The following is a 12,593-nucleotide window of genomic DNA, read 5'->3' as shown; positions in this document are numbered from 1 at the left end:
GAAGGAAATGAAGCGGTGCTGGCGCGACGCGTCAGCGCGCGTCCTTGTGCATCCACTTGCGGCCCTCGATGGAGCCCTCGCGGCGGGTCTTGTCCACGCGCCGCTGGCGCGCGAGCTTCGGATCGACGATCAACGGGCGGTAGATCTCGACACGATCATGATCGGCGAGCGGCGCGTCGAGCGGCGCGAGCTTGCCGAACACACCGGTTTTTGCGTGCGCGAGGTCGATTTCCGGATGCAGCGCGAGCACGCCGCTCGCGTCGATGGCCGCGCGCACGGTCGCGCCTTCGGGCAGCGACACCGGAATCAGCGTCTGGCGATCCGGCAGCGCGTAACAGACTTCGATCGACAGCATCGTGTCACCCCTTCCCGTAGCGCTGGTCGGCGCGCTTGACGAACGAATCGACGAACGTGTTCGCGATATGGCTGAACACCGGCCCGATGATCTTTTCGAGCAGGATGCTCGAGAACTCGTAGTGCAGCGCAAATTCGATCTTGCATGCATCGGAGCGCAGCGGGATGAAGCGCCACGAACCCGTGAACTTCCGGAACGGGCCGTCCGCGAACTCCATGTCGATCCGTGTCGGGCGCTGCTGCGTGTTGCGCGTCGCGAAATGCTGCTTGATGCCCTTGAAGTTGATGTCGATGCGCGCTTCCATCCCGCTGTCATCCTGACGGCGAATCTCGACGCCGCCGCACCAGGGCAGGAAATTGGGGTAATCGGCCACGTCGGTGACGAGGTCGAACATCTGTTCCGCCGAATGACGGATCAATACGGTTTTCTGGACATCTGCCATAAATCGCGCGGCATCGCTCGAGGTAAGAACGCAAGCCGGGCGATTCCCGCCCCGCTTTGCTAAAATCGTGATTTTAAACGAGTTGGCCCGATCCTTTCATGAGCATCATCGACAACAGGAAAGCGCACTTCGATTATCACATCGAGGAACGCTACGAGGCGGGGCTCGTGCTCGAGGGCTGGGAAGTCAAGGCGCTGCGCGCCGGGCGCGGCCAGATCAAGGAAGGCTACGTCGTGGTCAAGAACGCCGAGATCTTCCTGATCGGCACCCACATCAGCCCGCTGCCCGAAGCCTCGACGCACATCAAGCCCGATCCGGTTCGCACGCGCAAGCTGCTGCTGCATCGCGACGAAATCAAGAAACTGATCGGCAAGGTCGAGCAGCGCGGCTACACGCTCGTGCCGCTGAACTTCCACTACAAGGGCGGTCGCGTGAAATGCGACATCGCGCTCGCGAAGGGCAAGAAGCTGCACGACAAGCGCGAAACCGAGAAGAAACGCGACTGGGAGCGCGAAAAGGCCCGCATCATGCGCGCCGGTACCTGACGCGCAACATCCCGCATCGCAAACGACATGGCCCGCTCGAAGCGGGCCGTGTGCTTTTGTGAACCTCGATGCGTCGATGCGACGATCGAGCAGCCGCTCACGGTTCCTGACGAAACCCTGCGCTGCTTATCGTCATGCGAGCAGCATCGCAATTCCATGGCGCGACGATTCGCCGCACGCCGGCCGCACGCAACGGCCGGACGGCTCACCGAGCCGCGCGTGCGCTCAACCCTTTCCGACCGCGGCTGGCGTCGCGTTCTTGACGATCGTCAGCGCCGACGCGATCGCGGTGCCGAGATCCGACAGGTTCGCCGGCACGATCAGCGTATTGCCCTGTTTCGCGAGGTTCGAGAACGCGCCGACGTACTGCTCGGCGACCTTCAGGTTCACGGCATCCATCCCGCCCTGCGACTGGATCGCGTTCGCGATCTTCTGGATGGCCTGCGCGTTCGCCTCTGCCACCGCGAGAATCGCGGCCGCCTCGCCCTGCGCCTGGTTGATCGCGGCCTGCCGCTCGCCTTCCGACTTCTGGATCGCCGCCTCGCGCGCGCCCGACGCGAGGTTGATCTGCTCCTGCTTGCGGCCTTCGGATGCGGCGATCAGCGCGCGCTTTTCCCGCTCGGCGGTGATCTGTGCCTGCATCGCGTGCAGGATTTCCTTCGGCGGCGTCAGGTCCTTGATCTCGTAACGCAGCACTTTCACACCCCAGTTCGCGGCAGCCTGGTCGAGCGCCGACACAATGTTGTGGTTGATGAAGTCGCGTTCCTCGAAGGTCTTGTCGAGCTCGAGCTTGCCGACCACCGACCGTAGCGTCGTCTGCGCGAGCTGCGTGATCGCGAGCACGAAGTTGCTCGATCCGTACGACGCCTTCATCGGATCGGTCACCTGGAAGTACAGCACGCCGTCGACCTGCAGTTGCGTGTTGTCGCGCGTGATGCAGACCTGGCTCGGCACGTCGAGCGGAATTTCCTTCAGCACGTGCCGGTAGGCGATCCGGTCGACGAACGGCAGCACGATATTGAGACCGGGCGACAGCGTCGCGTGATAGCGCCCGAAGCGTTCGAGCACCCACGCATGCTGCTGCGGCACGATCTTCACCGTCTTCGACACGATCACGATAGCGATGACGAGCAGGACGACCCAGATGATCAGCGAATCCATGAAATATTCTCTCCTTGTTGTATCAGCGGACGATCAGCCCGCGGGTTTCGCTACGACCACGAGACAGTTGCCGCGCACGGCGCGCACCTGATACACGCGCACGTCGTCGCGCTCGCCGTGCGCGAGTTCGACGTCCCAGTCGGCGCCGCGGTATTGCACGCGCGCGTGGCCGTCATGCCACGCGTCGACCGTGACGGTCGAGCCGATATCCAGATTGACGTCGGGATTCGTCGACGTGTCGCGCTTCTGCTTGCGCCCGAGCCCCGAGCGGCGCAGCACGATCATCGCGATGATCGCGACCACGGCGGCCACGCCAAACTGCACGTGCGGCGCGAAACCGGCCAGTTGCAGCAATCCGCCCGCGAGAAAACCGAGCGCAATCATCAGCAGGTAGAACGTGCCCGTGAGCAATTCGGCCACGACCAGCACACCCACCGCGACCCACCAGAACAGATGCCCCGACATCATTGTGGTCTCCAGAAAAACGGTCCCGTACGCTCACTATATTCTTCGCTGCCGCAAGCGGACGCGACCGGCACGCCCGGGTCGGCCGGGTCACCCCGTTACGTACCGACAAACAAAAACACCCCGGTGCTTACCGGGGTGTTTATAACACGAACCTTGCATTTTGCCTTCAACGCAAGCGCGGCGGTACCGCACTTGCGCCGAACGGCCATTACCGACCGTTACTTCCGGTTGGCGAGCGCCTGCCACGTATCGATGATCGTGTCCGGGTTCAGCGAGATCGACACGATGCCTTCGTCAGTCAGCCATTGCGCGAAGTCCGGGTGATCGGACGGGCCCTGACCGCAGATGCCGACGTACTTGCCCATCTTGCGGCAGGTATCGATCGCCCGCTTGAGCAGGAACTTGACGGCCGGGTCGCGTTCGTCGAAGTCGACGGCCAGCAGTTCCATGCCCGAGTCGCGGTCGAGGCCGAGCGTGAGCTGCGTGAGGTCGTTCGAACCGATCGAGAAACCGTCGAAGTGCTCGAGGAACTCTTCGGCGAGGATCGCGTTGGTCGGAACTTCACACATCATCACGAGGCGCAGGCCGTTCTCGCCACGCTTCAGGCCGAACTTCTCGAGCAGGCCGACGACGCGCTCCGCCTGCTTCACGGTCCGCACGAACGGCACCATGATCTCGACGTTGGTCAGGCCCATCTCGTCGCGCACGCGCTTCAGTGCACGGCACTCCATCTCGAACGCCTGCGCGAAATCTTCGGCGATGTAGCGCGACGCGCCGCGGAAGCCCAGCATCGGGTTTTCCTCGTCCGGCTCGTAGCGCGAACCGCCGATCAGCTTCTTGTACTCGTTCGACTTGAAGTCGGACAGACGCACGATCACGGGCTTCGGATAGAACGCCGCGGCGATCGTCGCGACGCCTTCCGTCAGCTTGTCGACGTAGAACTGGCGCGGCGACGCGTGGCCGCGCGCGACGCTCTCGACCGCCTTCTTCAGATCCTGGTCGATGTTCGGGTACTCGAGGATCGCCTTCGGGTGCACGCCGATGTTGTTGTTGATGATGAACTCGAGACGCGCGAGGCCAACACCACCGTTCGGCAGTTGCGAGAAGTCGAACGCGAGCTGCGGGTTGCCGACGTTCATCATGATCTTGACCGGGATTTCCGGCAGCTCGCCGCGCTGCACTTCCGTGACTTCCGTCTCGAGCAGCCCGTCGTAGATCTTGCCTTCGTCGCCTTCCGCGCACGACACCGTGACGAGCGCGCCGTCCTTCAGAATGTCGGTCGCGTCGCCGCAGCCGACGACTGCCGGCACGCCCAGCTCACGCGCGATGATCGCCGCGTGGCAGGTCCGGCCGCCACGGTTCGTGACGATCGCCGCCGCACGCTTCATCACCGGCTCCCAGTTCGGGTCGGTCATGTCCGCCACCAGCACGTCGCCCGGCTGCACGCGTTCCATTTCCGACGGATCCTGGATCACGCGCACGGGGCCCGCGCCGATCTTCTGGCCGATCGCACGACCCGTCGCCAGCACCTGCGACTGGCCCTTCAGCTTGAAGCGCTGCTCGGCCTTGCCGGTCGCCTGGCTCTTCACCGTTTCCGGACGTGCCTGCAGGATGAAGATCTTGCCGTCGCGGCCGTCCTTGCCCCACTCGATGTCCATCGGACGCTGGTAGTGCTTCTCGATGATGACCGCGTACTTCGCCAGCTCGATCACGTCTTCGTCGGTGATCGAGTAGCGGTTGCGCTGCTCGTGCGGCACGTCGACCGTCTTCACGCGGCCCGGCTCGCCCGGTTGCGTGAATTCCATCTTGATCAGCTTCGAGCCGATCGAGCGGCGGATGATCGGGTACTTGTCCTGCGCGAGCGTCGTCTTGAACACGTAGAACTCGTCCGGGTTCACGGCGCCCTGCACGACGGTTTCGCCCAGGCCATAGCTCGACGTGATGAACACGGCGTCCTTGAAGCCCGATTCGGTGTCGATCGTGAACATCACGCCGGCCGCGCCGACGTCCGAGCGGACCATGCGCTGCACGCCGGCCGACAGCGCGACTTCCGCGTGCGTGAAGCCCTTGTGCACGCGGTACGAGATCGCGCGGTCGTTGTACAGCGACGCGAACACGTGCTTCATGCGGTCGAGCACGTCGTCGATGCCGACGACGTTCAGGTACGACTCCTGCTGGCCGGCGAACGACGCGTCGGGCAGGTCTTCCGCGGTCGCGGACGAACGCACGGCGAACGACAGCTCGCCCGGCGAGCCGTTCTTCAGGATTTCGAACTGTGCGCGGATTTCCTGCTCGAGACGTGCCTGCAGCGGCGCATCGACGATCCACTTGCGGATTTCGGCACCGGCTTCGGCGAGCGCCTTCACGTCGTCGATGTCGAGCGACTCGAGACGCTTGGCGATGCGATCGGTCAGATCGCTGTGCTTGAGGAAATCACGGAATGCGAGCGCGGTCGTGGCGAAACCGGTGGGTACGCGAACGCCTGCTTCGGAAAGCTGGCTGATCATCTCGCCGAGCGACGCATTCTTGCCGCCCACGATCTCCACATCGGTCATCCGCAACTGCTCGAACGGGATTACATACGCCTGGTCCTTTGCGACGTTTGCTGCGTTAGTCATACAAGCCCCTAAGTGTGAAAAAAATGCTCGATTGCGCAAGTGGGCTCGGACGCGGGCGCTTGCAAAAAGGCGCGGCGCGTCTTGCGCAACCTGTTGGAGAAACAATCGCAGCGGCGGAAAATCTTCCGACCCGATTTGCAAAAATCCCGGCAGAAGGGCGATATAGTCAGACGAATCGCCGAACTTGCCGGGAGTTTTAGATCGATCGCGGCAAGCCCGGGGTGCCGTTCGCACCCTGCCCCGCAATTGCTTATCCAACAGGTTGCCGCTATTCTACCGTGCCGGCTGCCGGATGTGGCGCGACCTTGTCACTGCGTCTGGAGGCGAACCTCCAGCCGCCCGCGCAACCGCCCTTCACGTTCGACGCCCAGATTCATGCTGCCTACCGTTTTCATCGTCTCCGACGGCACCGGGATTACTGCCGAAACCTTCGCGCACTCGATCCTCTCCCAGTTCGACCAGAAATTCCGCCTCGTGCGCTTGCCGTTCGTCGACTCGCTCGACAAGGCCTTTGCGACCGTCGAGAAGATCAACGAAGCCGCGGTGCACGACGGTCGCCGCGCGATCGTGTTCACGACGCTCGTCGACAGCGAGTCGAACGACATCGTCAAGCGCTCGAACGCGCTCGTGCTGGACATGTTCCAGCGCTTCGTCGAGCCGCTCGAGCAGGAACTGGAGCTGAAGTCGAGCCACGCGATGGGTCGCGGCCACCAGAACGCCGACACCGAGGAATACAAGACGCGGATCGAGGCGATCAACTTCTCGCTCGCGCACGACGACGGCCAGTCGAACCGCAACCTGTCGGAGGCCGACGTGATCCTGGTCGGCGTGTCGCGCAGCGGCAAGACACCGACGAGCCTGTATCTCGCGATGCAGTACGGCGTGAAGGCAGCCAACTATCCGCTGATTCCGGAAGACTTCGAGCGCGGCAAGCTGCCGTCGGCGCTGTCGCCGCATCGCGACAAGCTGTTCGGCCTGTCGATCGACCCGCAACGCCTGTCGGAGATTCGCAACGAGCGCCGCCCGGGCAGCAAGTACGCGGCGCCGGAGAACTGCCGCTACGAGATCAACGAGGCCGAGGCGATGATGCGTCGCGAAGGGATCAAGTGGCTGTCGTCGACACACAAGTCGATCGAGGAGATCGCGACGACGATCCTGCAGGAAATCCGTCTCGACCGGCAGTCGTACTGACGACTTGCCCGCCGGCGCGGCCGCCAGGCCGCCGCCAGAAGCAGAAAGGCCGCGTCGAACGCGGCCTTTTTTTCATGGTCGGGATACGCGCGCGGACAACGCCGTGCGTCACGTCGTCATGTCACGCGCGCCGCTGCTGCCGCACCTGCTCGAACAGGCACACCGCCGCCGCCGCCGCGACGTTCAGCGACTCCATGCCGCCCGGCTGCGGGATCGTCACGCGATGCGTGGCCGCGTCGCGCCAGAACGCCGACACGCCGGCGCCCTCGTTGCCGAACACCCATGCGACGGGCCCGGCCAGGTCGCAGTCGTAGACTGCCCGTGCGCCGTGCGAATCGGTCAGCGCGACCGGCACGTCGAGACGCGCGGCGAGCGCGTCCGGCTCGACGTCCTCGTGGATCGACAGCAGGAAATGCGCGCCCATCGCCGAACGCAGCACCTTCGACGACCACGCATAGGCCGTGCCCGGCGCACAGAATACGTGCCGCACGCCGGCGGCCGCCGCGCTGCGCAAGATCGAACCGACGTTGCCGGCGTCCTGCACGCCGTCGAGCACGACAGACGTGTGCGTGACGCGCTCCGGCAGCGGCTGCGCGGGCCGGTCGACGAGCAACAGGAAACCGACGCCGCTGACCACGTTCGACAGTTGCCCGAACAATGCGTCGGGCAGCGTGACGACCCGCTGCGCGTCGACGCGCGCGATGATCGCCTGCGCTTCGTCGTGCGCGAGCGCGCCTTCGGTCGCGACGCACAGCTCGGGTGTCGCGCCCGTATCGAGATACGCGCTGGCGAGGTGGAAACCCTCGAGCAGCGCCTGGCCGCCCCGCCGCTGCTGGGACGTCGAACCCGCGAGCGCCTTCAGGCGCTTGTACAGCGGGTTGTCGCGGGAAGTAATGCTTTTCATCGAATCAGGTCAAGTGCCGCACGCACCGGCGCGAACGAGCGCCGATGGGCTTCGCACGGGCCATGCTCGCGCAGCGCGGCAAGATGTTTCTCGGTGCCGTAGCCCGCATGCACGTTGAAGCCATATACCGGGAAGCGTTCGTGCAGGTCGACGAGCATGCGATCGCGCGTGACCTTCGCGAGGATCGATGCGGCGGAAATGCTCGGCACGAGCGCGTCGCCGCTGACGATCGCCTCGGCACGCACCGTCAGCGTCGGACAGCGGTTGCCGTCGATCTGTGCGAGCGTCGGCAGCACCGACAGGCCTTCGACGGCCCGCTTCATCGCGAGCATCGTTGCGTGCAGGATGTTGAGCGTATCGATCTCGTCGACGCTCGCCGAAGCGACGCAATACGCGCGCGAGCGCGCGACGATCAGCTCGTACAGCGCGTCGCGCTTCTTCGCGGACAACGCCTTCGAATCGTCGAGCCCGTCGATCGGCTGCGCGGGATCGAGGATCACCGCGGCGGCGACCACCGGCCCCGCGAGCGGGCCGCGGCCCGCTTCGTCGACGCCGCAGACGATCTCGTCGGGCCGGCTGAAGTCGAAGCCGCCCTGCACGTCGGTCGACGCGCGGCGGCGTGGTGCACGGGCGGCCGTCATGCTCGTCCCTTGCGTTGCTCGAGTACGCGCACGACCGCTTCGGCCGCTTTCGCGGCCGTGTTCTGCCGCAGCGAGAGATGCATTTCGGTAAACACTTCGGTCAGCGTGCGACGGTTCGCATCGTCGCGCAGCTGCGTGAGCGTCGCATCGGCGAGCGCCTCGGGCGTCGCGAAATGCTGCAGCAGCTCGGGCACGACGAAGCGCCCCGCCAGGATGTTCGGCAAGCCGACGTACGGCAGGTAGCCCTGCCGGCGCATGATCTGCCCCGTCAGCCAGGGCACCTTGTACGAGATCACCATCGGCTTCTTCAACAGCGCGGCTTCCAGCGTGACGGTGCCGCTCTTCACGAGGATCGCGTCGGCGGCCGTCATCGCGACCTGCGAGCGGCCGTCGGTGATCGTCAGCGCAAGCTGCGGATGCGCGTCGACGAGCGCCTGCAGCAGTTCGCGCAGTGCAGGCGTCGCCGCCGGCATCACGAACCTCACGCCGGGCTCGCGCTGCTGCATCAGCGCCATCGCCGCGAAGAACGTCGGGCCGATCAGTCCGATCTCCGAGCGCCGGCTGCCCGGCAGCACCGCGATCACGGGGCCGTCCGCGGGCAAACCCAGCGCGATGCGCGCGCCGTGCGTGTCGGGCTCGAGCGGAATCTCGTCGGCCAGCGGGTGGCCGACATACGTCGACGCGACGCCCGCCTTGTCGAGGATCGCCGGTTCGAACGGGAACAGGCACAGCATGTGGTCGACGGACTTCGCGATCTTCTTGATCCGCCCCCCGCGCCATGCCCAGATCGACGGGCACACGAAGTGGATCGACGGGATGCCCGCGTCGCGCGCGGCCTGCTCCACGTTGAAGTTGAAATCGGGCGCGTCGACGCCGATGAATGCGTCGGGCCGCTCCGCGAGCAGCTGGCGCTTCAGTTCGCCGCGAATCCGAAGGATTTCGGGAATCTGGCCCAGCGCCTCGACGTAGCCGCGCACCGTCAGCTTGTCCATCTGCCAGTGCGAGTCGAAGCCGTGCGCGAGCATCCGCTGCCCGCCGATCCCGTAGTAGCGGGTCGACGCGGGCAGCCGCGCTTGAAGCCCGCCGAGCAGCGACGCCGCGAGCAGATCGCCCGACGGCTCGCCGGCCACCATCGCGAGCCGGAGCTGATTGGTCGGGAGCGACATCGCTTAGCGGATGATGCCGCGTTGGGACGCGTCGATGAACGCGACGAGCGCGCCAACAGCTGCGTCGCCTTCGCCGCCCGCGGCCGCCAATTCGCGCAACTGCACCTTCGCTTCCTCGAGCGACAGGCCGTTCTTGTACAGCAGGCGGTACGCGCTGCGCAGCGCCGAGATCGCGTCGGGCGAGAAACCGCGCCGGCGCAGGCCTTCGACGTTGATGCCGTGCGGTTCGGCCTTGTTGCCGGCCGCGATCACGAACGGCGGCACGTCCTGCACGAGCGCCGAGGCGCCGCCCAGCATCGAGTGCGCACCGATGCGCACGAACTGGTGCACGCCCGACATCCCGCCGACGATCGCCCAGTCGCCGATTTCGACGTGACCGGCCATCTGCGCGTTGCTCGACAGGATCACGTTGTTGCCGACGCGGCAATCATGACCGATGTGCACATAGGCCATGATCCAGTTGTCGTCACCGAGCGTCGTCACGCCGACGTCCTGCACGGTGCCGGTGTGGATCGTCGTGAATTCGCGGATCGTGTTGCGGTTGCCGATCACGAGCTTCGTCGGCTCGTCCTTGTACTTCATGTCCTGCGGACGGCCGCCGACCGACGCGTAATGGCCGATGCGGTTGTCCTCGCCGAGCGTCGTGTGACCTTCGATCACGCTGTGCGAACCGATCGTCGTACGCGCGCCGATCGTGACGTGCGGCCCGACGATCGCGTACGGCCCGATCTCGACGGACTCGTCGATCTGCGCACCCGGTTCGACGATCGCGGTAGGATGAATCCTGGTCATGCGCCGTTGCCTCTCGATGTGATGTGTCGCGTTGCTCGCGTTATGTTACCCATGCGTGCCGCGTCGCTCAGGGCGCCGCGTCGGCCGTCTTGACCGTGCACATCAATTCGGCTTCCGCCGCCACCTTGCCGTCCACTTCCGCCACCGCCTTGAACTTCCAGATGCCGCGGATGTAGCGTTCGAACGTCACGTTCAGAATCAGCTGGTCGCCCGGTTCGACCACACGCTTGAAGCGTGCGCCGTCGATGCCGACGAAGTAGTACAGCGTGTTCTCCGGATCCTTCGGCTGCTCTTCCGCGAACGTCAGCAGCGCGGCCGCCTGAGCGAGCGCCTCGAGGATCAGCACACCCGGCATCACCGGCCGCTTCGGGAAGTGCCCCTGGAAGAACGGCTCGTTGATCGACACGTTCTTCAGCGCTTTGATTCCCTTGTGCGGCTCGAGTTCGAGCACGCGATCGACGAGCAGAATCGGGTAGCGATGCGGCAGCAGCGTGAGGATCTTGTGGATGTCGAGATTGATTTTTTCAGTGCTCATGATGGTTCGTCTCACGCAGAAGCTGCGCGGTGGTGATGCAAAGGCTGAAGCGGGCCGCCGCGCGGCCCAGTCTGGCAAACCGGGCCGGATGCGCTGGCGGTGCCCGGTTCGTGGTCTCGCATGGTGCGGTCAGGCGTCCGTGCCGCCCTGGGCGGCCAGCGCGGTTTCGAGCGCCTTGATGCGGTCGCGCAACTTGTCGAGGTTGCGCACGAGCGCGGCGCTCTTGTTCCATTCGCCGTGGTCGACGGCCGGGAACGCGCTCGTGTAGATGCCTGCCTTCGGCAGCGACTTCGACACGCCCGAATTCGCGGTGATGATGACATAGTCGCCAAGCGTCACGTGGCCGGCGATCCCGGCCGCACCGCCGATCATGCAGTGGCGGCCGATCGTCGTGCTGCCCGCGATGCCCGCCTTGCCGGCGATCACCGTGTACGCGCCGATCCGGCAGTTGTGGGCGATCTGCACCTGGTTGTCGATCTTCACGCATTCCTCGATGACGGTGTCCGCCATCGCGCCGCGATCGATCGTCGTGTTCGCGCCGATCTCGACGTCCGGGCCGACCGACACGCCGCCGACCTGCGGGATCTTGACCCAGCTGCCGGTGCGCGCCTCGCCGTCGCCGACGAAATCCGGCGCGAAGCCGAACCCGTCGGAACCGATCACGGCACCCGAATGAATGATCGCGCGCGGGCCGATCTTGCAGCCGTGGTACACCGATGCGTTCGGATACAGGTGCGAACCCGCGCCGATCGTCGTGCCGCGCCCCACGAACACGTTCGCGTCGAGCTGCACGCCGTCCTCGATCACCGCGCCGGCCTCGATCGTCACGTGCGGACCGATCACCGCGCTCGCGGCAACCTGCGCGGCCGGATCGATCGTCGCGCTCGGATGCACGCCGGCCGCGCGCGGCGGCGTGGCGAGATCGATGAACATCTGCGCGACGCGCGCGAAGTACGCGTACGGATTCGGCGTCACGATGAAATTGCGGGAGCCGGCCGTCCGGCCATCAGCGGCCGCGCCCAGCTTTTCGAGATCCTTCGGCGCGATCAGCACCGCGCCGGCGCGGGTCGTCTCGACCTGCGACAGGTACTTCGGATTCGCGAGAAACGCGAGTTGCTGAGGGCCTGCCTGGTCGAGCGGCGCGAGGCCGCCCACCTTGCACTGGGCGTCGCCGACGATCTCGCCGCCGAACCGCTTTACGAGTGCCTCAAGCGTCAATGCCATTCGTCGTCTGCTCCGTTCAGTTCGTCGAGCCGGACGCGAGCGCCTTGAGCACCTTGTCGGTGATGTCGATGCGCGGGCTGACGTACACGGCTTCCTGCACGATCAGGTCGTAATTCTGCTGCTCGGCGATCTGCTTGATGACCTTGTTCGCACGCTCCAGCACCGCCGCGAGCTCCTCGTTGCGGCGCTGGTTCAGGTCCTCGCGAAACTCGCGCTGCTTGCGCTGGAAGTCGGTATCGAGCTGCGCGAGATCGCGCTGCTTCTGTGCGCGATCGGCCGCCGACAGCGACGGGCCGTTCTTGTCCAGCGAATCGGACATCGACTTCAGACGCGCGGCGAGGTCCTGCAGATCCTTGTCGCGCTTCGCGAACTCGGCTTCGAGCTTCGTCTGCGCCGCCTTGGCGGGCGCGGACTCGCGCAGGATCCGATCCGAATTGACCGCCGCGATGCGGGCGACGTCCTGAGCATGTGCCGTCGCCGCGCCCAAGGCCAGCGCAACGGTCAGCGCACACATCACTCGTTTCGAAAACTTACCGGTTAGCAAAATTACC

The 12,593-nt window shown here is 65.3% G+C and carries 14 protein-coding genes; 2 read left to right on the top strand and 12 right to left on the bottom strand.

Annotated elements, in window-relative coordinates; all coding sequences use genetic code 11:
* Nucleotides 1-31 precede the first annotated feature (31 nt).
* Nucleotides 32-355, bottom strand: coding sequence for an RnfH family protein (locus WS45_RS21410; RefSeq protein ID WP_059450006.1), 324 nt, complete (start codon nucleotides 353-355; stop codon nucleotides 32-34).
* A gap of 4 nt (nucleotides 356-359) precedes the next feature.
* Nucleotides 360-797 carry a type II toxin-antitoxin system RatA family toxin gene (locus WS45_RS21405; protein ID WP_059529356.1) on the bottom strand — a complete coding sequence of 146 codons (438 nt, stop codon included), beginning with the start codon at nucleotides 795-797 and terminating at the stop codon, nucleotides 360-362.
* A 98-nt stretch (nucleotides 798-895) separates the two neighbouring features.
* On the opposite strand from WS45_RS21405, the gene smpB reads away from it, so the two are divergent.
* Nucleotides 896-1,342, top strand: coding sequence for an SsrA-binding protein SmpB (smpB, locus tag WS45_RS21400; RefSeq protein ID WP_050012888.1), 447 nt, complete (start codon nucleotides 896-898; stop codon nucleotides 1,340-1,342).
* Nucleotides 1,343-1,567: 225 nt separating this feature from the next.
* Here the strand turns inward: smpB and WS45_RS21395 are convergent, their stop codons facing one another.
* The 3 genes from WS45_RS21395 to ppsA all read right to left on the bottom strand — a co-directional run bounded on the left by WS45_RS21395 (nucleotide 1,568) and on the right by ppsA (nucleotide 5,589).
* Nucleotides 1,568-2,503, bottom strand: coding sequence for an SPFH domain-containing protein (locus tag WS45_RS21395; RefSeq protein ID WP_059529353.1), 936 nt, complete (start codon nucleotides 2,501-2,503; stop codon nucleotides 1,568-1,570).
* A gap of 33 nt (nucleotides 2,504-2,536) precedes the next feature.
* Nucleotides 2,537-2,971 carry an NfeD family protein gene (locus tag WS45_RS21390; protein ID WP_059691994.1) on the bottom strand — a complete coding sequence of 145 codons (435 nt, stop codon included), beginning with the start codon at nucleotides 2,969-2,971 and terminating at the stop codon, nucleotides 2,537-2,539.
* Between the two features lie 218 nt (nucleotides 2,972-3,189).
* Entirely contained in the window at nucleotides 3,190-5,589 is a 2,400-nt protein-coding gene (ppsA, locus tag WS45_RS21385; RefSeq protein ID WP_059701567.1) for a phosphoenolpyruvate synthase, read from the bottom strand.
* A gap of 375 nt (nucleotides 5,590-5,964) precedes the next feature.
* On the opposite strand from ppsA, the gene ppsR reads away from it, so the two are divergent.
* On the top strand, nucleotides 5,965-6,780 hold the full coding sequence (ppsR, locus tag WS45_RS21380) for a posphoenolpyruvate synthetase regulatory kinase/phosphorylase PpsR (protein WP_059450011.1): 816 nt from the start codon (nucleotides 5,965-5,967) through the stop codon (nucleotides 6,778-6,780).
* Nucleotides 6,781-6,901: 121 nt separating this feature from the next.
* On the opposite strand, the gene WS45_RS21375 is transcribed toward ppsR, so the two are convergent.
* The 7 genes from WS45_RS21375 to WS45_RS21345 all read right to left on the bottom strand — a co-directional run bounded on the left by WS45_RS21375 (nucleotide 6,902) and on the right by WS45_RS21345 (nucleotide 12,556).
* Nucleotides 6,902-7,684, bottom strand: a complete 783-nt coding sequence (locus WS45_RS21375) for a TrmH family RNA methyltransferase (RefSeq protein ID WP_059529345.1) — start codon at nucleotides 7,682-7,684, stop codon at nucleotides 6,902-6,904.
* Nucleotides 7,681-8,325: a ribonuclease HII gene (gene rnhB, locus WS45_RS21370; RefSeq protein ID WP_059691995.1), complete on the bottom strand. Its 645-nt coding sequence runs from the start codon at nucleotides 8,323-8,325 to the stop codon at nucleotides 7,681-7,683. Before rnhB ends, WS45_RS21375 begins: the two co-directional genes overlap by 4 nt.
* Nucleotides 8,322-9,491, bottom strand: coding sequence for a lipid-A-disaccharide synthase (gene lpxB / locus WS45_RS21365; RefSeq protein ID WP_059701565.1), 1,170 nt, complete (start codon nucleotides 9,489-9,491; stop codon nucleotides 8,322-8,324). Before lpxB ends, rnhB begins: the two co-directional genes overlap by 4 nt.
* A gap of 3 nt (nucleotides 9,492-9,494) precedes the next feature.
* The gene (gene lpxA, locus WS45_RS21360) at nucleotides 9,495-10,283 is read right to left on the bottom strand and encodes an acyl-ACP--UDP-N-acetylglucosamine O-acyltransferase (RefSeq protein ID WP_059701563.1); all 789 of its coding nucleotides are present in this window, start codon (nucleotides 10,281-10,283) and stop codon (nucleotides 9,495-9,497) included.
* A gap of 67 nt (nucleotides 10,284-10,350) precedes the next feature.
* The gene (gene fabZ, locus WS45_RS21355; RefSeq protein WP_006495559.1) at nucleotides 10,351-10,818 is read right to left on the bottom strand and encodes a 3-hydroxyacyl-ACP dehydratase FabZ; all 468 of its coding nucleotides are present in this window, start codon (nucleotides 10,816-10,818) and stop codon (nucleotides 10,351-10,353) included.
* 129 nt (nucleotides 10,819-10,947) lie between these two features.
* Nucleotides 10,948-12,042 carry a UDP-3-O-(3-hydroxymyristoyl)glucosamine N-acyltransferase gene (gene lpxD, locus WS45_RS21350; RefSeq protein WP_059691996.1) on the bottom strand — a complete coding sequence of 365 codons (1,095 nt, stop codon included), beginning with the start codon at nucleotides 12,040-12,042 and terminating at the stop codon, nucleotides 10,948-10,950.
* Between the two features lie 16 nt (nucleotides 12,043-12,058).
* Entirely contained in the window at nucleotides 12,059-12,556 is a 498-nt protein-coding gene (locus tag WS45_RS21345) for an OmpH family outer membrane protein (protein ID WP_059529330.1), read from the bottom strand.
* Nucleotides 12,557-12,593 lie beyond the last annotated feature (37 nt).

The organism is Burkholderia sp. RF2-non_BP3 (assembly GCF_001522185.1).
Taxonomy (GTDB): Bacteria; Pseudomonadota; Gammaproteobacteria; order Burkholderiales; family Burkholderiaceae; genus Burkholderia; species Burkholderia diffusa.
Note: the sequence above shows the minus strand (reverse complement) of the source record. Positions and strands in the feature narration are given on the sequence as shown.